18 protein-coding genes and 3 pseudogenes are annotated in these 19,568 nt (G+C 70.5%); 11 read left to right on the plus strand and 10 right to left on the minus strand.

Annotated elements, in window-relative coordinates; all coding sequences use genetic code 11:
- Nucleotides 1-20 precede the first annotated feature (20 nt).
- On the minus strand, nt 21-1,577 hold the full coding sequence (locus ABZX79_RS18965; RefSeq protein ID WP_355258452.1) for an MFS transporter: 1,557 nt from the start codon (nt 1,575-1,577) through the stop codon (nt 21-23).
- Between the two features lie 85 nt (nt 1,578-1,662).
- Between ABZX79_RS18965 and ABZX79_RS18970 the strand changes: the two genes are divergently transcribed.
- Nucleotides 1,663-1,878 carry a hypothetical protein gene (locus ABZX79_RS18970; protein ID WP_355258455.1) on the plus strand — a complete coding sequence of 72 codons (216 nt, stop codon included), beginning with the start codon at nt 1,663-1,665 and terminating at the stop codon, nt 1,876-1,878.
- 4 nt (nt 1,879-1,882) lie between these two features.
- A complete protein-coding gene (locus tag ABZX79_RS18975) occupies nt 1,883-2,998 on the plus strand; it encodes a hypothetical protein (protein WP_355258458.1) in 1,116 nt (371 codons plus the stop codon).
- A 59-nt stretch (nt 2,999-3,057) separates the two neighbouring features.
- Here ABZX79_RS18975 and ABZX79_RS18980 read toward each other — a convergent pair whose 3' ends face one another.
- The 4 genes and pseudogenes from ABZX79_RS18980 to ABZX79_RS18995 form a co-directional block, all read right to left on the minus strand.
- Nucleotides 3,058-3,969: a rhomboid family intramembrane serine protease gene (locus ABZX79_RS18980; RefSeq protein ID WP_355258461.1), complete on the minus strand. Its 912-nt coding sequence runs from the start codon at nt 3,967-3,969 to the stop codon at nt 3,058-3,060.
- Nucleotides 3,970-4,026: 57 nt separating this feature from the next.
- Nucleotides 4,027-4,953, minus strand: a complete 927-nt coding sequence (locus ABZX79_RS18985) for an alpha/beta hydrolase (RefSeq protein ID WP_355258464.1) — start codon at nt 4,951-4,953, stop codon at nt 4,027-4,029.
- Nucleotides 4,950-5,687 (minus strand): glucose 1-dehydrogenase, encoded by a 738-nt coding sequence (locus tag ABZX79_RS18990; protein ID WP_355258467.1) that lies wholly within the window; start codon nt 5,685-5,687, stop codon nt 4,950-4,952. Before ABZX79_RS18990 ends, ABZX79_RS18985 begins: the two co-directional genes overlap by 4 nt.
- Nucleotides 5,684-6,816 (minus strand): annotated as a pseudogene (locus ABZX79_RS18995) (LLM class flavin-dependent oxidoreductase). Before ABZX79_RS18995 ends, ABZX79_RS18990 begins: the two are co-directional and overlap by 4 nt.
- Before the next feature lie 121 nt (nt 6,817-6,937).
- On the opposite strand from ABZX79_RS18995, the gene ABZX79_RS19000 reads away from it, so the two are divergent.
- Complete coding sequence (locus tag ABZX79_RS19000) at nt 6,938-7,585, plus strand: PadR family transcriptional regulator (RefSeq protein WP_355258470.1); 648 nt, start codon at nt 6,938-6,940, stop codon at nt 7,583-7,585.
- Here ABZX79_RS19000 and ABZX79_RS19005 read toward each other — a convergent pair.
- Nucleotides 7,477-8,238 (minus strand): flavin reductase family protein, encoded by a 762-nt coding sequence (locus ABZX79_RS19005; RefSeq protein WP_355258473.1) that lies wholly within the window; start codon nt 8,236-8,238, stop codon nt 7,477-7,479. The genes ABZX79_RS19000 and ABZX79_RS19005 overlap by 109 nt on opposite strands.
- Between ABZX79_RS19005 and ABZX79_RS19010 the strand changes: the two are divergent.
- The 5 genes and pseudogenes from ABZX79_RS19010 to ABZX79_RS19030 all read left to right on the plus strand — a co-directional run bounded on the left by ABZX79_RS19010 (nt 8,222) and on the right by ABZX79_RS19030 (nt 12,240).
- Nucleotides 8,222-9,852 (plus strand): annotated as a pseudogene (locus ABZX79_RS19010) (FadD3 family acyl-CoA ligase). The gene ABZX79_RS19005 and the pseudogene ABZX79_RS19010 sit on opposite strands and share 17 nt — an antisense overlap.
- A 44-nt stretch (nt 9,853-9,896) precedes the next feature.
- Nucleotides 9,897-10,091, plus strand: a pseudogene (locus tag ABZX79_RS19015) (acyl-CoA dehydrogenase family protein); the annotation flags it as partial.
- A 296-nt stretch (nt 10,092-10,387) separates the two neighbouring features.
- A complete protein-coding gene (locus tag ABZX79_RS19020; protein ID WP_355258476.1) occupies nt 10,388-10,912 on the plus strand; it encodes an acyl-CoA dehydrogenase family protein in 525 nt (174 codons plus the stop codon).
- 63 nt (nt 10,913-10,975) lie between these two features.
- On the plus strand, nt 10,976-11,692 hold the full coding sequence (locus ABZX79_RS19025; protein ID WP_355258479.1) for a VWA domain-containing protein: 717 nt from the start codon (nt 10,976-10,978) through the stop codon (nt 11,690-11,692).
- Nucleotides 11,689-12,240 carry a HutD family protein gene (locus ABZX79_RS19030; RefSeq protein WP_355258481.1) on the plus strand — a complete coding sequence of 184 codons (552 nt, stop codon included), beginning with the start codon at nt 11,689-11,691 and terminating at the stop codon, nt 12,238-12,240. The genes ABZX79_RS19025 and ABZX79_RS19030 overlap by 4 nt, the downstream gene beginning before the upstream one ends.
- Before the next feature lie 14 nt (nt 12,241-12,254).
- Here ABZX79_RS19030 and ABZX79_RS19035 read toward each other — a convergent pair whose 3' ends face one another.
- On the minus strand, nt 12,255-13,754 hold the full coding sequence (locus ABZX79_RS19035; RefSeq protein WP_355258484.1) for an FAD-dependent oxidoreductase: 1,500 nt from the start codon (nt 13,752-13,754) through the stop codon (nt 12,255-12,257).
- Between the two features lie 196 nt (nt 13,755-13,950).
- Between ABZX79_RS19035 and ABZX79_RS19040 the strand changes: the two genes are divergently transcribed.
- Nucleotides 13,951-14,448, plus strand: coding sequence for a pyridoxamine 5'-phosphate oxidase family protein (locus ABZX79_RS19040; RefSeq protein ID WP_355258487.1), 498 nt, complete (start codon nt 13,951-13,953; stop codon nt 14,446-14,448).
- A gap of 51 nt (nt 14,449-14,499) precedes the next feature.
- On the opposite strand, the gene ABZX79_RS19045 is transcribed toward ABZX79_RS19040, so the two are convergent.
- The 3 genes from ABZX79_RS19045 to ABZX79_RS19055 are packed head-to-tail and all read right to left on the minus strand — an operon-like array spanning nt 14,500 to nt 17,494.
- Nucleotides 14,500-15,483 carry an acyl-CoA dehydrogenase family protein gene (locus ABZX79_RS19045; protein WP_355258490.1) on the minus strand — a complete coding sequence of 328 codons (984 nt, stop codon included), beginning with the start codon at nt 15,481-15,483 and terminating at the stop codon, nt 14,500-14,502.
- Nucleotides 15,483-16,628: an acyl-CoA dehydrogenase family protein gene (locus ABZX79_RS19050; protein WP_355258493.1), complete on the minus strand. Its 1,146-nt coding sequence runs from the start codon at nt 16,626-16,628 to the stop codon at nt 15,483-15,485. The genes ABZX79_RS19045 and ABZX79_RS19050 overlap by 1 nt, the downstream gene beginning before the upstream one ends.
- Nucleotides 16,628-17,494 (minus strand): enoyl-CoA hydratase, encoded by an 867-nt coding sequence (locus ABZX79_RS19055; protein ID WP_355258496.1) that lies wholly within the window; start codon nt 17,492-17,494, stop codon nt 16,628-16,630. The genes ABZX79_RS19050 and ABZX79_RS19055 overlap by 1 nt, the downstream gene beginning before the upstream one ends.
- Nucleotides 17,495-17,540: 46 nt before the next feature.
- Between ABZX79_RS19055 and ABZX79_RS19060 the strand changes: the two genes are divergently transcribed.
- Nucleotides 17,541-18,683, plus strand: a complete 1,143-nt coding sequence (locus ABZX79_RS19060; RefSeq protein WP_355258499.1) for an acyl-CoA dehydrogenase family protein — start codon at nt 17,541-17,543, stop codon at nt 18,681-18,683.
- Nucleotides 18,680-19,534: an SDR family oxidoreductase gene (locus tag ABZX79_RS19065; protein WP_355258502.1), complete on the plus strand. Its 855-nt coding sequence runs from the start codon at nt 18,680-18,682 to the stop codon at nt 19,532-19,534. The genes ABZX79_RS19060 and ABZX79_RS19065 overlap by 4 nt, the downstream gene beginning before the upstream one ends.
- Nucleotides 19,535-19,568: the final 34 nt, after the last annotated feature.

Here is a 19,568-nt window from a genome sequence, read left to right on the forward strand (position 1 = left end):
GGCTTGTTGAGACGTTCCCCCTACCGTTCGACCGGTACCTCATCGCCCGTCCCCCTCGGCGCAGTGGTCAGTGGAAGGTCAAGGGTCTTGAGCTCGGTCTGTGGTGTCAAGGTCGGAACAACGGCGCGCGGGGGCATCAGCATGCGGTGGACCAGGACCGCTGCCGCCGTCATCACGATAGCCACCAGCGTCAGGGCGAACTGCCAGGCGTACGTGAACTGTCCGGCCAGTTCGGCGTGGCCCGGGCCCGCCAGCTTGCCCGACGCCACGTCCGCCGCCAGGGCGTCGTCGCCCACGCGGGACTGGACCAGAGTGATCAGGGCGGCGCCGAAGACGGCGAGCATCAGGGAGTTGGAGCCTGCCCGGATCGTGTTGAGCAGACCCGATGCCATGCCTACGTGTTGCTGCCCGACCATGCTCATGGCCTGTGCGTCGACCAGGCCCATGCTCAGACCACTGGCCACGCCGATCAGGATCAGCGGGGCCGCGAGGGTGGCGGCGCCGGCGCCCGGGCGCAGCAGGAGCGCCAGCAGGGCGTTGCCGGTGGCGGACAGCAGCAGGGCCGTACCGATCAGGTGGCGGGGCGGTACGCCGCGGTTGACCAGCCGGCCGCCGATCTGCGGGACGACGAAGACGGGGGCGGTCATCATCAGCATGATCAGGCCCGCGTCGCCGGCGGAGAGGTTGTTGGCGCCCTGGAGGTAGGTGGGGAAGAAGATCATCACTCCGGAGGAGCCGATGGCCACGGAGGTCGCGCCGACGATCCAGCCCATGAAGCGGCGGTTGCGCAGCAGCGCCAGGTCCAGCATGGGGTGGGCGGCGCGGCGTTCGATCGCCACGAAGAGCGCGAGGAGGCCGAGGCCGCCCAGCAGGGGGACCAGTACGAGCGGGCTGGTCCAGCCCGCCTGACCGCCCTGCGTGATGGCGAACATGACCAGGCCGAGGGCCGTGATGAAGGTGACCGCGCCGGCCCTGTCCACGCGGGGGCGGGCCGTGGCGCGCGACTCCGTCATGAGGAACGTCGCGGAGATGATGACGATCCCGGCGACCCCGAAGACGAGGAACGTCGTACGCCAGCCGAACGCGCCGACCAGTGCGCCGGAGACGGTCGGGCCGACCGCGATGCCGATGCCCGCGACCGTTCCGACGGTCGCGAACACCTTGGTACGGGCCGGTCCTTCGAAAGTTGACGCGAGGATCGCGCCGCCGCCCGCCATCACGCCGGCCGCGCCGATGCCCGAGAGGGTACGGGCCGCGTCCAGGACGAGGATGCTCTGGGCGGTGGAGGCGACGAGGGTGCCGGCGGTGTAGATCGCGGCTCCGATCGCGTACACCTTCCGCCGCCCGAAGAGGTCGCCGAGCGAACCCGCGACGAGCATGAAGGCGGACGCGGTGAGGAAGTAGCCGGTGACGACCCACTGGAGGGACGCGCCCGAGGCGTCGAGGTCCCGGCCGATCTCCGGGAGGGCGATCGTCGTGCCGGACATGGACATGGGGAACGTGAGGTAGCCGAGCAGGACGATCAGCAAGGTCACCTGGGGGCGGGGGACGCGTAGCACGGGGCGTATCGGCTTCATTGGTCAAAGCCTCGTACCTCAAGCGGAGTTGAGGTCAAGCGCCATCTATTGACTAAAAGTCAATTGCGCTCCAGTGTGTCGGGGCATGACAGCGCTGAATGAACTCGCGGCAGAACTGGGCGGGGCTCAGCCGCCTCCGAGTGTCGCCGGGCTGACCGACAGCCAACTTCGGCTCCTCGCCGAGGCGTTGCGCCGCGAGCGCGAGGCCCGCGCCTCCGGTCTCGGCGACGCGGCGGAGGAAGCCCTCAAGCTCGTGCCCGCCCTGGCCCGTGGCCCCGTACGCCGCATCCTCTTCAAGTGAGCCGGTGATCCCCGACATGGACAAGCTCCGCAACAGGGCCGAGACCGAGAAGATCGCCGCCCTCGTGGGCGAGGGCCCCGACCGCCTCGCCTTCCTGCGTGCCCTCCCCGCCGACGACGTACGCCGCCTGCGCGAACAGGCCGTCGCCTCGCTCTTCGACGGTACGCCCGAGATGCTCGACCGGATCGCGAAGGCCACCAAGCTGGTCCCGGCCGGCGTCGCCGCCGCCATCTCGCAGAAGGCGCTCGGGCCGCGCCTCGCCGCCGCGGTGGCGGGCAAGCTGGAACCGCCGCGCGCCGCCGACATCATCGAGAAGCTGCCGGTCTCCTTCTCCGCCGAGTCCTGCGCGTATCTCGACCCGCGCCGCATCCCGGGCATCGTCGACCGGCTGGACGAGGACCTGCTCGTACGGATCGCCGTCGCCCTCGCGGAACGCGGCGACCACCTCACCATGGGCCGCTTCGTCGGCCACCTGCGCGATTCCGCGCTGGAGCGGATCCTGCCGCAGGTGCCGGACGACGTGGTGCTGCGTACCGGCTTCGCCATCGACATGCCGGAGCGGCTGGGCCGGATCATCGGCCTGATGGGGGAGGAGCGGCTCGCCGCCGTCATCGCCTCGGCCGCCGACAGCGGACTGTGGCCCGAGGCGCTGGCCATCGCCGGAATGGTCCCGGACGCACAGCGCGGACGCATCGCCTCGCTCGCCGCCGGGCAGCCCGAGGAGCGGCTGGACCCGCTGGTGCTGATCGTGGCTGAGCAGGACCTGTGGGAGTCGCTGCTGCCGCTCGTCGCCCTGCTGGGAGAGGGGGAGCGGCGGGCGGTCGCGGGGCTGCCGTCGCTGCGCTCGGCGGACGTACTCGGCCAGGTCGTACGGGCTGTGGTGGCGACGGGGCTCTGGGCGGAGTTCCTGCCGCTGGTGGACGTGCTGCCCGCCGAGTCCCGGAAGACGGTCGCGGACGCGGCGGCGGGCCTCACGGACGGCGAACTGGACGCGCTCGCCCGCGAGGTGGACAAGCGCGACCTGTGGGAACTGGTGCTGCCGCTGGTGGAGTTGATGGACGACACCGGCAAGCAGCGGGTCTTCGAGCTGCCGGCCTTTCAGGAGCAGGGGGGCGGGTGAGGTCGTAACGGGCGGGTCGTGGCGGGGCGGGTGCGACCGGCCCTGCGGGGGCTTTTCCCCTACGCCACGGCCGACGTCAGCGCCGATGTCTTCATCAGCACAAGCGCGACCAGCAGCACCAGCACCCCGGCGCCCGCCGCCACCTGGATCGCCGTGCGGTTCTTGCGCGGTGCGTACGCCAGAGCCAGGCTGACCAGGGCGCCGGTGAGCAGGCCGCCCAAGTGGGCCTGCCAGGACGCGAACAGGGCCGAGACCACCATCCAGATCACGAGGCCCGTCATGAAGCGGTTCACCGCCTGCATGTCGCGGCCCAGGCGGCGACAGATCACGTAGTACGACGCCGAGACGCCGAAGATCGCGCCCGAGGCGCCCACGACGAGGGTCTGCGGCGCGATCAGGTAGACGAGTACCGAACCGCCGAGCGCCGACAGGAGGTAGAGACCGGCGTAGCGCGCCCGGCCGAGCTGGTCCTCGACCGTCCTGCCCACGTTCCACAGACAGAACATGTTCATGACGATGTGCATGATCCCGAAACTGCCCCCGGTCGGGAGAAGGTGGAGAAAGGCGCCCGTGAAGAGCCGGTACCACTCGCCCTCGGCCACCCCGGCGAGGGTCGGCTCTGGATAGCCCCGGCCGGGGTCGCCCCCGTCCTCCGGGCCCATCAGCGCCCAGCCGATCATGCCGAACCGGTCGAGGAGGTCGGGACGCGCCAGTGCGCCGAGGTAGGCGAGGACGTTCAGCGCGATCAGTGTGTACGTGACCACGGGCGCCGCCGCCCCGGCGACCGTGCCGCCGAAGACGGTGCGTGCCTGGCGTACCGACTTGTGGCCCTCCTTCACGCACTCGGGGCACTGGTGACCGACCGCCGCCTCACGCATGCAGTCGGGACAGATGAAGCGCTCGCAGCGCGTGCAGCTCACGTACGTCTCGTACTTGGGGTGGCGGTAACACGTCGTGACAGCGGCTTCCACAGCCGGCTCCTTGGACTTCTGGGCAAACGGGGGAGAGCCGGTGGGGGTCGGCGCCGATCAAGATAACGTACGGATCCGTCCCAGCCAGTCGGCAGCGGAGTCGAGCGCCGCGTCCGCCTCCGGCAGGTGGCCCGCCGCGCCCAGGAAGCCGTGGAACATGCCCGGGTGGAGTCGCACTTCGGCCCGTACGCCCGACGCGGCCAGCCTGCGGGCGTACGCCAGACCCTCGTCCCGCAGCGGATCGCAGTCGGCCAGGACGATCAGGGCCGGCGGGAGGCCGGTGAGGGTGGGGGCGAGTCCGGGGGAGGCGTGCGGATCGGACGGGTCGCCGTCCGGGCCGAGGTACTGCTCCCAGTACCAGCGCATATGGGCGGTGGTGTGGAAGAAGCCCGTGGCGTACGCCGCTGCCGAAACGCCTTCGAGACGGTGGTCCAGAGCCGGGTAGAAGAGGAGCTGGGCCGCGATCGCTTCCGGGGCCCGCAGCGCCGTAACCGCCGCCAGGTTGCCGCCGCTGGAGTCGCCCGCGACGACGATCGGCCCCGACCAGCGCGCGGACGCCTGCTGGACGACGGTGTACGCGTCGTCGGCCGCGGCGGGGAAGCGGTGCTCCGGGGCCAGGCGGTAGCCGGCCGAGACGACCGGGGCGCCGGTGCGGGCGGCGAGCTCGCGGCAGAGGCCGTCGTGGGTGTCGAGGTCGCACAGCACCCAGCCGCCGCCGTGAAAGAAGACGATCAGCGGGCCGTCGTCGGGGGTGGTGGAGTGGGGGCGGTAGAGCCGTATCGGTACGCCGTCCCAGACGTCGTCACTCACGCTGTCCAGTTCGCGGACCGGCGGCCCGGCGCCCGCTTTCGAGGCCGCTCGCAGGGCCTCGGCGTCCCCGGGGCCGGGGAAACCGGCGGACATCGCGTCGCAGAGCGCGCGGGCGCGTGGGGTGAGGGGATCCGTGGGGTCTGGGATTCCGTGGTCGATTCCGTGGTCGGTCATCCGGTCGTCGACCCGCCGTCCACGGTGAGTTCGGTGCCGGTGATGTACGACGACGCGTCCGAGACGAGGAAACGCACGAGCTCTCCGACCTCCTCCGGCCTTCCCATCCGCCCCAGCGGCAGATGCGACCAGTCGCGGCCCGCGACCGACGACACCATCGGGGTGTCGATGGCGCCGGGGTGGACCGAGTTCACGCGGATCCTGTACGGCGCGAGATCCAGCGCGGACGAGCGGGTCAGGCCGCGCAGGCCGAACTTCGTGGACCCGTACGCCGCATGGCCGGGGATGCCGACCAGGCCGGCCGTCGACGAGACGTTCACGATCGAGCCGCCGCCTGCCTCCTTCATCGCGGGTACGACGGCCTGGATGCCGAGGAACGGGCCGAGGAGGTTGACCCGTAACAGCGTCCCGAAGTTGGTGAGGGTCTCGTTCTCGACGGACGCGGTGCGCCACAGGGCGGCGTTGTTCACGAGGGCGTCGATCCGGCCGTACGCGGACAGCGCGGCACCGACCGTCTCGGCCCAGCTCTCCTGCGACGACACGTCATGGCGTACGAACAGACCGTGCTCGCCCAGGGGCTTCGCCACCTCCCGGCCCTCGTCCTCCCGTACGTCCGTGATGACCACGCGCGCGCCGGCCTCGGCGAAGAGCCGGGCCTCGGCCGCGCCCTGGCCTCGGCCGGCGCCCGTGATGACGACGACCTTGCCGTCGAGCGAGATGCCACTGCTGCTCACTTGCCCTCCCGTGCCCTGAAGTGGGGTATGACGGTCTCGCCCCACTGGCGGATGGTCTCCATGCACGCCTCCTGCGGGACCGTGCCCATCTGGATGAGGCACATCACCTCGTCGACACCGATCTCGCGGAGCTGCTCGACGTAGGCGATCGCGGTCTGCGCGTCGCCGTAGGCGTGCTCGGCGTTGTACGTACCGGTGTCGACCGGGCGGGCCGGGATGTGGGCGTCGTGGAGCCTGGCGACCAGCGCGTCGCGGTTCTTGGCGAGCGCGGCGACGTGGTCCGCGGCCTCCTCGTCGTCGCCGTATCCGGTGGGTGCGGGTCCGTTTCCGTACCAGTGCGCGATCGACTCGGCGAAGAAGCGCTGACCGCGGGTGCCGATCCGCAGGGCCTGCTCGGCGTCGTCCAGGACGATGGTCGGGCAGAGCGCGGAGAGGTGGTTGTTGACCTCCGTCGACACGAAGCGCTCGCCGCTGCGGGTGGCGATGGCCTCGTCGTACACCTTGCGCATCTCGCGTACGTCGTCGGCGCCCGCGAAGCCCATCACGAGCGCGCCGATGCCCAGTTCGGCGGCCAGCTTGAGTGTGTCGTGTTTGGAGCAGGCCATGAAGAGAGGTGGGTGCGGGGCCTGGACGGGGCGGGGCAGGATCGCGCCGGGGCCGATGTCGATCGAGCCGTGCCATACGAACTCCTCTTCGCGCCAGGCGGCGGAGAGGATGCGCAGGGCCTCTTCCATCTGCGGGTACGTGTCCTCGGGCCGGACGCCGTACATCCGCATCTCCTGCTGGGTGGCGCCGCGGCCGGAGCCGATGTCGACGCGCCCGCCGGAGAGGACGTCGAGCATCGCGGCGCGCTCGGCGACGCGTACGGGTGCTGGTAACCGAAGGGCATGGTGACGACGCCGTGGCCGATGCGGATCTTCGACGTACGGGCGGCGACCCAGGTCAGGAAGATCTCGGAGGCGCTCATGTGGGCGTACTGGGTGAGGGAGTGGTGTTCGACGGCCCAGATACGGTCGAAGCCCATCTCCTCGGCGTAGACGGCCTGTTCGACGCAGTCCTTGATGACCTGGCGCTCGCGGTCGGGGGTCGGGTCGGCGAGCTGCGCCTCGAAGATCATGGAGAACTTCACGGTGGGGTGTCTCCTCCTTGGGTCTGTCTTTCAGCGGGTCATTACTAATCGAAATACTTCTAGCAGGCATATAGCTGCTGGGGGAAGGGTGTCTGTCATGTCCGCCCGTAGACTGCGGTCCGTGACGGAGAAGAAGCAGGGGAACGAAGAGGAGCGGCCCGCGCCGCCGGCGACGGGTTCGCTGCCGGCGACGAGCTGGGCCGTACTCGGACTGCTGTCCTTCGGGGAGGAGCTGTCCGGCTACGACCTCAAGAAGTGGTCGGACTGGTCGCTGCGCTTCTTCTACTGGAGTCCGTCGTTCAGTCAGATCTACAGCGAGCTGAAGCGGCTGGAGAAGGCCGGCTTCGCGACCTCGCGCATGGTCGCGCAGGACACCGGCACCCGCGACAAGCGCGTGTACAGGATCACCGACGCGGGCATGGACGCCGTCCGGACCTGGGCGCGCGAGGCCCCTGTCGACCCGCCGGTGCTGAAGCACGGGCCGATGCTGCGGCTGTGGCTCGGGCATCTCCTCGAACCCGAGCAGATGCGTGAAGTGCTCGCTCAGCACCGGGAGTTCGCGGAGAAGATGCGTCGGCGCGCGCTCGCGGACGTCGAGGGGGCGAAGGGAAAGGCGGCGTGGGCGTATCCCACGCTCACCCTCAAGTGGGCGGAGCGGTACTACGCCTCCGAGCGCGACCTGGCCGACGCGATGCTGTCGGACATCGAGGAGCTGGAAGCCTCGGGGCGTAGGGACGGGCGCGGGGACGGGCGCGGTACGCGGCCGTAGGTGCGGCGGAAGTAGAGCAGTGGGTCGCTCTCGCGGAGCGCTGTCAGGGCGGTGATCCTGCCGAGGGCGATGGCGTGGTCGCCGCCGTCCAGGACGTCTTCGAGGTCGCACTCGATCGTGGCCAGGGCGTCGCCGAGCAGTGGCGCGCCGTTGGTGCCGTGGCTCCAGCGCACACCGCCGAACTTGTTCCCGCCCGTGACGGCGAACTGCCGGCACAGTGACTGCTGGTCGGCGGCGAGGATGTTGACCGCGAAACGGGTGGCGGCGCGGATCTTCGGCCAGGTCGACGAGGTGTGGGCGGGGCAGAAGCAGACCAGCGGCGGGTCGAGCGAGACCGAGGAGAAGGACTGCACCGCCATGCCGGTGGGCTGTCCGTCGGGTCGCAGTGCGGTGACTACGGCGACTCCTGTGCAGAAGCTGCTGAGCGCGCTCTTGAGGGCCGAACTGTCGACAGGGGCGGTGGGGGGTGAGGGTCGGCATTGCTGTCCTCCGGTGAAGGTTATTATTCCTACTAGGTATATGCCTAACCGAAACGCTGTGATTGGATACCGGCCACGCTCGCACGTCAAGTAGGAGGGTTCGTTGAACAGCCCCCAGCAAGTGCCCGCCAAGCAAGTGCCGTTCCGCGCCCAGCAAGTGCCGCTCCCTGCCACGCTCGCGCAGCTCCCCGAGTACGCCGCCGCCCGGTACGGCGAGCGCGAAGCCCTCGCCGACGGGGAGGTCCGGTGGACCTTCGCCCGGCTCCGCGAGGAGACCGCCGCGGCCGCGCGCGCCGCCGTGGCCCACGGGATCCGCCCCGGCGACCGGGTCGCCATCTGGGCCCCAACAGCCGCCAGTGGATCGCGGCGGCGCTCGGCGCGGTCGGTGCGGGAGCCGTTCTCGTACCGGTCAACACCCGCTACAAGGCCGCCGAAGCCGCCGACATCATCCGCCGCAGCGGCGCCAGGGTCCTCCTCACCGAGCGCGGCTTCCTGGGCACCGACTACGTCGCCGCCCTCCACGGCTCGGGCGAAGACCTCGGGCGCCTGGGCTCCACCGTCGTTCTGCGCGGCGATGGGGGCGCGGAGTCCGGGCAGAGCCCGGCACCGGCAGCTTCGCTGCCCTGAGCTGGGACGACTACCGGCGCGCCGGCGAGCGCGTACCGGAGAGCGAGCGCGTCGCGCGCCTCGCCGCCGTACGCCCCCGAAGACCTCTGCGACATCCTCTACACCTCAGGCACCACAGGCCGCCCCAAGGGCGTCACCACCACCCACGCCCAGACCGTCCGCCTCTACGACGAGTGGTCCCGGCTGGTCAGCCTGCGCACCGGCGACCGCTACCTCCTCGTCAATCCCTTCTTCCACACCTTCGGTTACAAGGCCGGCGTCATCGCCTGCCTGCTGCGCGGCGCCACCATGCTCCCCGAGCCGGTGTACGACATCGACCGCATCCTGCTCCGCATGGCCGCCGAGCGTGTCACCTGCCTGATGGGCCCGCCCACCGTCTTCCACGGTCTGCTCCAGCACCCGGGCCGCGCCTCGCACGACCTGTCCGCCCTGCGCCTCGCCGACACCGGAGCCGCCTGTGTGCCGACCGAGCTCGTGGAGCGGATACGTACCGAACTCGGCGTGCCCGACGTCTTCACGGCGTACGGGCTAACCGAATCCGGCGGCGTCGTCTCCGTCTGCCCGACCGACGCCGACGCCTGGACCGTCGCCCACACCGTCGGACTCCCGCTGCCCGGCACGGACGTACGCATCGTCTCGCCGCCCGGTGACGTCCTGCCGGCGGGTGAGCCCGGCGAGGTGCAGGTACGCGGCTACCACGTCATGCCCGGCTACCTCGACGACCCCGCTGCGACCGCCGAAGCCGTCCTGCCGGGCGGCTGGCTGCGCACGGGCGACATCGGCGTACTCGACGCGCGCGGCTACCTCACCATCACCGACCGACTGAAGGACATGTACGTCGTCGGCGGCTTCAACGCCTACCCGGCGGAGGTCGAGAACGTTCTGCTCGGGCATCCGGTGATCACCGACGCCGCGGTCGTCGGGGCGCCCGACGCGCGGCTCGGCGAGGTCGGCGTCGCCTTCGTCGTCACGGCCGGGCCCGTCAACGCCGAGGAGCTCACCGCCTGGACGCGGGAGCGGCTCGCCAACTTCAAGGTGCCGCGGCGCTTCGTGACCGTGGAGTCGCTGCCGCGCAACGCGGGCGGCAAGCTGCTCAAGGGCGAACTGCGGCGCGCGGCCGGCGGAGACGGAGACGGAGACGGAGACGGAGACCGCCAGTGAGGTTTACCGCGGAACAGAACGAACTGCGCGATGCCGTACGGGCGGTGCTCACCCGCCACGAGGGCGGAGCCGCGTGGACACCGCTGACCGCCCAAGTGGGCGCGGCGGCCCTCGCCGTGCCGCAGGAGTACGGCGGTCTCGGCTTCGGGAGCGTCGAAGTGCACGTGGTGATGGAGGAGTTGGGCCGGGTACTCAGCCCCGTCCCGTACCTCGGCTCCGCCGTGCTCGCGACGCAGGCGCTCGTGGCCTCGGGTGACGCCACGGCGTGCGCGCGCCTGCTGCCACCGCTCGCCGAAGGCACCGCGACCGCGGGGCTCGCGTGGGCCGAGGCCGACGGCTGGGCGCCGGGTGATGTCGCGGCGTACGCCGAAGGGGGCCCGGGAGACTGGCTGCTGACCGGGACGAAGGAGTACGTCCTGAGCGGCGAGGCTCCATCCGCCACCCACGGCACCCTGCTCGTCTTCGCCCGTACGCCCGCCGGACTGGCACTCTTCGCCGTGGACCGGCCGGCTGCGTCTTCACCCCACTCACCGCCATGGACCGCACCCGCTCACTGTCCCGCGTCACCCTCACCCGTGCCCCTGCCCGGCTCGTCGGAGCCGAAGGAGACGGGGAGCGGATCCTGGGGAGGGTGCGTGACCTGGCGTGTACCGCACTCGCCGCGGAACAAGTGGGCGCGGCTGAGCGGGCCTTGGAGATCACCATCCAGTACGCCAAGGACCGCGTCCAGTTCGGCCGACCCATCGGCTCCTTCCAGGCGGTCAAGCACCGGCTGGCCGACCTGTACGTGCAGGTCGAGTCGGCCAGGTCCATCGCCCTGGCCGCAGCTCATTCCGACGCCGCCCCCGCCATCGCCGCCGCCGCTAAGTCCGCCTGCTCGGAGGCGTATTCCGCTGTGGCGAGCGAGATGATCCAGCTGCACGGCGGCATCGGCATCACGTGGGAACACCCCGCTCACGACTACTTCAAGCGGGCCCACGGCTCGGCCCAGCTCTTCGGCCCCCCGGCCGCGCACCGCGAACGTATCGCGACCGGCCTTGGATGGACCGGGGTGACGTAACCTCGACAGTCCCCCCACTCCCACCAGCCCGTAACCGAACTGCGTACGAAACGGAGACCCGACGTGGCGATAAGCCTCCACAAGGTCGAGGAGACCGCGCCCGCGCTCGTCAGCTTCTACAAGAGCGCCGGCGTCTCGCTGCAGAAGCACGGGCTGAGCGGGCAGCGCGCGGCCGTCTATCTGGTCCTTGACTACTCGGGTTCGATGAAGCCGTATTACAAGGACGGCAGCGTGCAGGCGCTCGCCGACCGGGTGCTCGGACTCTCGGCCAATCTCGACGACGACGGCAGCGTGCCGATCGTCTTCTTCTCGACGGACGTCGACGCGGTCACGGACATCGCCCTCGACAACCACCAGGGGCGCATCGACAAGATCGTCGCCGGGCTCGGGCACATGGGCAAGACCAGCTACCACCTGGCCATGGACGCGGTGATCGACCACTACCTCGACAGCGGGTCGACGGCGCCCGCACTGGTCGTCTTCCAGACCGACGGGGGTCCGATCAACAAGCTGGCGGCGGAGCGGTACGTCTGCAAGGCCGCGAAGCTGCCGCTGTTCTGGCAGTTCGTGGGCTTCGGCAATACGCGAAGCACGCAGTTCGACTTCCTGCGCAAGCTCGACGAGCTGGCCGTCCCGGCGAGGCGGCCGGTCGACAACGCGGGCTACTTCCACGCCGGGCTGGATCCGCGCCAGGTCTCCGACACCGAGCTGTACGACCAGTTGGTGCGGGAGTTCCCGGTCTGGCTGGCGGCGGCGCGGGCGCAGGGCATCGTGCGATGACCGTCCGGGTGCTGAGGATGGCCGACCGCGAGGCCGTGGCGTGGAAGAACGGTGGCGGCGTCACCCGCGAGATCGCGGCATGCCCGCCGGACGCCGGGATGGCCGGCTTCGACTGGCGGATCAGCCTCGCGGAGGTCGAAGCGGACGGACCTTTCTCGGTGTTCCCCGGGGTGGACCGGATCCTGACGATGACCGAGGGCGCGGGGATGGAGCTCACGGTGGGCGGGGAGCGGCGGCTCGTGGACCAGCGTTACGCCCCGTACGACTTTCCCGGGGACATCGCCACCGACTGCCGGCTGCTCGACGGCCGGGTCGTGAACTTCAACGTCATGTACCGCAGGGGCCGGACGGCCGCGAGGGTCGCGGTGCTGCGCGGCAAACTGAACGTCGCAGTCCCGCCGGGAGGGACGGCGGTGATCGTCGCGCTGGGCGGGAGCGCGTCGTTCGACGGCATCACCCTTGACCGGTACGACGCCGTGGTGACGGCGTCACCGGGCAGCCTCTCCACCAGGGGGCACGCGGCGATCGTCACCCTCACCACCGCCTGACCGACAGTGCGCGATCAGTTGCGCGGTATCGACGTACGCCGCCTCGCGGGCCTCCAGGAGACGCGCATCTCGCTCGTGGCGATCTGTGCGGCGACGGACTCGGTGCCGGCGGTTTCCGACGCCCAGGCCGCGTAGCCGTCGGGGCGGACGAGCAGAGTCGTGCGGCGGTCACTCGCCCAGTGCGCCACCGTGAGGCGCTCGTCGTGGTCGACCTCCGTGTCCCGTGGCGTGATGAGCACGAACCGCCCCGCGCGAAGCGCCTCGTACAGCCGGCCCTCCTGGAGCTCGATGTCCGGCACGCGCCTGCCCGTGAGCGGGTGGGCGCCGCGCGGAGCGCCGTACGCGTAACCGATGCCGGTGATCTGACCGATCGCCCTGCGGGCGACCGGACGTACGTTGCCGGCGATCAGCGTCAGCAGGGAGCGGAGTCCGCGCTGCAGCGGGTTGTGGGCCATGGCGAGGCGGATGAGCGCGCCACTGCTGCGCAGCACGGCCTTGCCGACCGGGTGCCGTTCGTCGTGATACGAGTCCAGCAGCCCCTCCGGGGCCTGGCCGTTCACCACGGAAGCCAGCTTCCAGCCGAGGTTGGCCGCGTCCTGGAGGCCGGTGTTCATGCCCTGGCCGCCGGCCGGGGAGTGCGTGTGCGCCGCGTCGCCCGCCAGGAGGACCCGTCCCACCCGGTACCGCGGGACCTGGCGTTCGTCGCTGTGGAAGCGGGACATCCAGCGGGCGTCGTGCATACCGAAGTCGCTGCCGAAGGCGCGCCGGGCGATCTCGCGCAGCTCATCGAGCTCAACGGGTGCGGTGTCGGGGATCTCGCCGCGCGTACGGTCCCAGCCGCCCACGCGCCAGTACCCGTCCCCGAAGGGGATGAGGAAGCCGAAGGCCGTGCCCATGCCGTTCACCGCGGCCGTACGGTCGGGTTCCTGGGCGAGCAGCACATCCGCCAGGACGATCGACTTGATGACCGAGTGCCCGGGGAAGGGCAGGTCCAGCGCTTCGCGCACGGCGCTGCGCACTCCGTCGGCGCCCACCGCGTAGGCCGCCCGCAGTGTCTCGGCCGTACCGTCCTCGCGTCGCACGTCGAGCGTCACGCCCGCGTCGTCCTGTGCGAGCCCGGTGACCTCCGCTCCGTACACGAACGTCGCGCCGTTCTTCTCGGCCCGGCGCATGAGCAGCTTCTCCACCTCGAACTGCGGAGTCACCAGCAAGTACGGGAAACGCGAAGGGAGATCGGAGATGTCGAGGGCGAGCGAGCCGAAGAGCCGCAGGCGCGTGACGATCTGACCGGTGGTGACGAGCTCGTCGGCGAGGCCGCGGGCGTCGAGCTGCTCCAAGGTGCAGGCGTGCACACCGAAGGCCCGGGTCAGGTTGCTGATGCCCTGACGGCGGCGCTCCACCACCGTGACGGGGACCCCTGCGGCGGCCAGGTCACCGGCGAGCAGCAGCCCGGTGGGGCCCGCGCCGACGACGATGACGTTGCGCTGAGAAGTGGTACCGGTCGTGCCGTGCATGGCGACCTCCTGATGCCAACGCTTGTTGGTCAACGCTTGTTGGCCAATGTAGAGCACAAGTCGAGCCGATGTCAACGGTTGTTGGCCTACGCGTGTTGTCAATGGCGGGCGTGGTGTCGGCGAGATCCGGAGCGTTGTCGGATGAAAATCTGGATACCCGACAGACGGTGTCGGGTATCCAGGGTTCCATGACGTCATGGTTAACGGTTGGGCAGACTTCCAGGTGGCGGAACCGCAGTTCGCAAAGACCGTGCAGCAGCGATTCCAGCAGTACAAGCACCATGTCCTCGCGACGATCCGAAAGGACGGATCGCCGCGCGTGACGGGGCTCGAAGTGACGTTTCTCCACGGAGAGTTGTGGCTCGGCATGATGCCGCACTCACGCAAGGCGCAGGACCTTCAGCGCGATCCGCGTTTCGCCATCCAGGCGAACCCGGGCGCGGATGAGCAGATGCGGGACGGGGACGCGCGGATCAGTGGCCGGGCGGTGGAGGTCACCGATCCGGACGTCATCGCCCGGTTCGTCGGAGAGATCAAGCCGCCGGAGCCGTTTCATCTTTTCCGCGTGGAGCCGACGGAGGTTGTCGGGACCTCCATCGAGGGCGACGCGCTGGTCGTACGGGCGTGGCGGCCGGGCCGACCAGTACGCACGATTCGCCGGGGCAACGGCGACGAAGGGATTCAGGAGGGCTGAGACCGTTCGGTCGGCGGGCCTTTGGGCCAGTGGCTGTGTGTTGACCGCGTGTCACGTGGCAGCCAGTACCTTTGACCGGCACTCGGCGGGGGTCCCCCATGCGTCCCGCAGTGGGCGGGCCTTGCGGAGCCAGAGGGAGAGGTCCAGTTCGTCCGTGTAGCCGACCGCCCCGTGCAGCTGGAGCGCGGTCCGGGCGGCGGCGTAGGCCGCCTCGCCTGCAGTGACCTTCGCGGCGGCGATATCGGCCGAGGCCATGGACAGGGCGGCACCGAAGAGCAGTGGCCGGGCGAATTCCAGACCGATCAGGGTGTCGGCCAGCCGGTGCTTGACCGCCTGGAAGCCGCCGATGGCCGTCCCGAACTGCGTGCGTTGCTTGACGTACGCCACGGTCCGGTCAAGCAGCGCGAGCCCGGTGCCCAGCGCCTGTGCGGCGGTGGCGAACGACGCCCGGTCGGCGGCGTACACGGCGGCTGCCGTCACGGCCGGCCCCGAGGCGAGCAGTTCGCCGCCCCGCTCCGGCCGGAACAGGCGGCGCGCCGGATCCGCGGACGCGTGGAGCGCGCCGTACCCGGGAGCGAGTCGCAGCTCGGCGTCGTGCACGGTGAGGAGGTACGTCGCCGAATCCGCGTCCAGCGCGTACGGGCCGCCGTCCGGAAGCGTGAGCGTCGCACTCGCCTCGCCCGAGGCCAGCGCCGGCAGCAGCCGCTTCGCGGGGCCGTCCTCGCCGTGTCCGGCCAGGTGGGCCAGCAGGGCGGCGGTCGCGACCGTCTCCACCACCGGACCGGGCACCGCATGCCGCCCCAGCTCCACAAAAGCCACCGCCAGTTCGACCGGCAGCGGCCCCACACCCTCGTACGCCTCGGGAACGGCCAGCGAGAACACGCCCGCCTCTCCCATACGCGTCCACAGTGCGTTCCCGGGATCAGGGTTTTCGGCCGCCCAGGAGCGTACAACCGACGGCGTGTCCGCGGCGCTGAGCATCGCTTCCAGGGAACGTCCGAAAGCGGCCTGCTCGTCGGTCAACAGAAACCTCATCAGCGGCGGCCCTTCGGGAGGCCGAGCAGGCGCTCGGCGATGATGTCGCGCTGGATTTCGTTGGTGCCCGCGTAGATCGGTCCGGCGAGCGAGAACACATAGCCCTCCGCCCACTCGCCCCGCGCCAGCTCCCCGTCCGCGCCCAGCAGATCGAGCGCCGTCTCGTGCAGAGCGATGTCGTAGTCGGACCAGAAGACCTTGTTGAGGCTGGACTCCGCTCCGATGACCGCGCCCGCCGCGAAGCGCGAAGCGTTGGCGTACGTGAACAGCTGATAGGCGCGCGCCCCGACGACCGCGTCCGCCACCCGGTCACGCAGCGCCGTGTCCGAAGGATCAGCCGACGTACGCCACTGCTGTACGAGCCGGTCGGCGGCGGCGACGAAACGGCCGGGGGAGCGCAGGGTCAGCCCGCGTTCGTTCCCGGTCGTCGACATGGCGATCCGCCAGCCCTGCCCCGGCTCCCCGATGACGTCCTCGTCCGGTACGAACACGTCGTCCAGGAAGAGCTCCGCGAAGGCGGGCTTGCCGTCGAGCCGGCCGATGGGGCGGACGGTGACTCCGTCGGCCTTCAGGTCGAACATCAGGTAGGTCAGGCCGTGGTGGGGCTTCGCCGCCTCCGCGTCCGTACGGAAGATCCCGAAGGCCCGGTCCGCGAAGGCGGCCCGCGACGACCAGGTCTTCTGCCCCGACAGCAGCCACCCGCCGTCGGTCCGTACGGCCCGGGACTTGAGGGAGGCGAGATCCGATCCCGACTCCGGCTCGGACCAGGCCTGCGCCCAGATCACCTCACCGCTCGCCATGGACGGCAGAACCCGGGAGCGCTGCTCGGCGGTGCCATGGTCGAAGAGCGTCGGCGCGAGGAGGTTGATGCCGTTCTGCGAGACCCGCCCGGGCGCGCCCGCCGCGAAGTACTCCTCCTCGAAGAGGAGCCACTTGAAGATGTCGACGCCCCGGCCGCCGTACTCCTGCGGCCACGACACCACCGACCAGCGGTCCGCGTGCAACCGCGCCTCCCACGCGCGATGAGCCGCGAAACCCTCCTCCGTCTCCAGGGAAGGCAGCGGCTCGGCGGGAACACGCGCCGCCAGCCACGCCCGCGCCTCGGCGCGGAAGGAGGCCTCCTCGGGGGTGTGCTCCAAGTCCATCAACTGCTCGCCTTCTTCATCGCGGAGATGTCCATCCCGCCGAGCGAATCGGCGGCGGTCTCGGCGTTGTGGGCATGGGCGAGGTGATGCAGTCCGAAGACCGCGTCCATGCCGGTGTGCAGGCCCTGAAGGTCCTCCGCCTGGTTCACGGCCCGCTTGGTGAGGGCCAGTCCCAGGCGCGGCATTTCGGCGATCCGAAGGGCCAGTTCCTCGGTACGTTCCGCCAGTTCGGACCGTTCCACGACGCGGTTGACCATGCCGACCTCGTACGCCCTGCGCGCGGGCATCCGGTCGCCCGTGTAGAGGAACTCCTTGGCGATCCGTGGCGGCATCACCCACGGGTGCGCGAAATACTCGACCCCGGGAATGCCCATCCGCACCACCGGATCGGCGAAGAACGCGTCCTCGGAAGCGACGATCAGGTCGCAGATCCAGGCGAGCATCAGCCCGCCCGCGACGCACGCTCCCTGGACGGACGCGACGACCGGCTTCGGCAGTTCGCGCCAGCGCCGGCACATCCCCAGATAGACCTCCGACTCACGCGCGAAGCGCGACTCGGCGCCCTGCTTGTCGGAGTGGTCCCACCAGAGGCCCGCCTTGCGCTCGAACGGGAGGTGGGCGTCGCGCTCCGGGGTGCCGATGTCGTGGCCGGCGCAGAAGTGCTCGCCGGCTCCGGCCAGCACGACGACCTTGACCTCGGAGTCCTCCGCCGCCCGGTAGAAAGCGGCGTCCAGGGCGTAGGTCATCGCGGAGTTCTGGGCGTTGCGGTAGCGCGGTCGGTTCAGGGTGACGTGCGCGACCGGGCCGCGTCGCTCGTACAGCACAGGCTCTTGGTGATCGGTGGGAGTGGGCGTCGGAGTGGGCATCGGCTCATCCTTCCCTAACAAGTGTTTGGTAGGTTAACGTACGGCCATGAGTAGCGTCGAGGAGTTCCGCACTGAGGTCCGGACCTGGCTTCAGGCCAGCCTCAGCGGCGAGTTCGCGGGCCTCAAGGGCCGCGGCGGACCGGGCAGAGAGCACGAGGCGTTCGCCGAGCGCCTCGCCTGGGAACGGCACATGGCGGTTCACGGGTGGACCTGCGTCGGCTGGCCGGTGCGGTACGGCGGCCGGGGCGCGACCGTCGAGCAGCAGATCGCCTTCCACGAGGAGTACGCCCTCGCCGACGCCCCCGCCCGCGTCAACCACATCGGCGAACAGCTGCTCGGACCCGCCCTCATCGCGTACGGCACCGAGGAGCAGAAGGCCCGCTTTCTGCCGCCGATCGTTGCTGTGGAGGAGCTGTGGTGCCAGGGTTACAGCGAGCCCGACGCCGGCTCGGACCTCGCCGCCGTACGCACGAGGGCCGAGCTTTCCGAGGACGGCGGCCAGTGGCTGGTGAACGGCCAGAAGATCTGGACCTCGCTCGCGCACGAGTCGCAGTGGTGCTTCGTCGTCGCCCGCACCGAGCCCGGCTCGCGCCGCCACGCGGGACTCTCGTACCTCCTCGTCCCCATGGACCAGCCGTCCGTCGAGGTGCGGCCGATCGTCCAGCTCACCGGGACCAGCGAGTTCAACGAGGTCTACTTCGACGACGCTCGTACGGACGCGGCGAACGTCGTCGGTGAGGCCGGCGACGGCTGGCGCATCGCCATGGCGACCCTCGGCTTCGAGCGCGGCGTCTCCACCCTCGGCCAGCAGGTGGGTTTCCGGCGGGAACTGGAGGCGCTGGTCGCTCTCGCGAAGCGCAACGGCGCGATCACCGACGCGCTGATCCGCGACCGGCTCGTCAGGGCGTGGATCGGCCTGGAGACCATGCGGGCCACCGCCGCGCGCGAAGTCGCACCCTCGGTCGCCAAGAACTACTGGGCGCGCTGGCACCGCGACCTCGGTGAACTCGCCATGGACGTGCGCGGCGCCGCGTCACTGCTGGCCGCCGGGGCGCCGTACGACCTCGACGACTGGCAGCGGCTGTTCCTGTTCTCCCGCGCCGACACCATCTATGCCGGATCGGACGAGATCCAGCGCGACATCATCGCCGAGCGTGTGCTCGGCCTGCCGAGGGAGGTACGGGCATGAGGGCACCCGGGAACGGCCCCAAGGACGTTCCGGGGAACGCTCCAGAGGGCGTACCAGGGAACGCTCCGGGGAACGTTCCCGAGTACGTTCCGGGGCACGGTCTGCTCCAGGGGCGCACCGCCGTCATCACCGCCGCGGCCGGCGCCGGCATCGGCGGCGCCACAGCGCGCAGATTCCTGGAGGAAGGCGCGCGCGTTCTCATCGGTGACGCCCACGCCCGCCGCCTCAAGGAGACCGAGCAGGCGCTCGCCGAGGAGTTCGGCGCTGACAACGTCGCCTCCCTGCCGTGCGACGTCACCGAAGAGGCCCAGGTACAGGCGCTCTTCGATCTCGCCGTATGCGAACACGGCGGCCTGGACATCGTCGTCAACAACGCCGGCCTCGGCGGCACGGCCGAGCTCGTCGACATGACCGACGAGCAGTGGTCCAAGGTCCTCGACGTGACGCTGAACGGCACCTTTCGCTGCACCCGGGCGGCGCTCCGCGCCCTGAAGGCGGGCGGCCGGGGCGGCATCGTCGTCAACAACGCCTCAGTCGTCGGCTGGCGAGCCCAGGCGGGCCAGGCCCACTACGCCGCCGCCAAGGCCGGCGTCATGGCGCTCACCCGGTGCGCGGCCGTCGAGGCGGCGGCGTACGGCGTACGCGTCAATGCCGTCGCCCCCAGCCTCGCCATGCACCCGCACCTGGTGAAGGTGACCTCCGCCGAGCTGCTCGCCGAACTCACCGAGCGCGAGGCGTTCGGCCGGTACGCCGAGCCCTGGGAGGTCGCGAACGTCATCGTCTTCCTGGCCAGCGGATACTCCTCGTACATGACCGGCGAGACGGTCTCGATCAGCAGTCAGCGTGCCTAGGCGTGCCTGGACGGACAATGGCAGCGTGCCTAAC

This window comes from Streptomyces sp. NPDC002994 (assembly GCF_040611155.1).
Classification (GTDB): domain Bacteria; phylum Actinomycetota; class Actinomycetes; order Streptomycetales; family Streptomycetaceae; genus Streptomyces.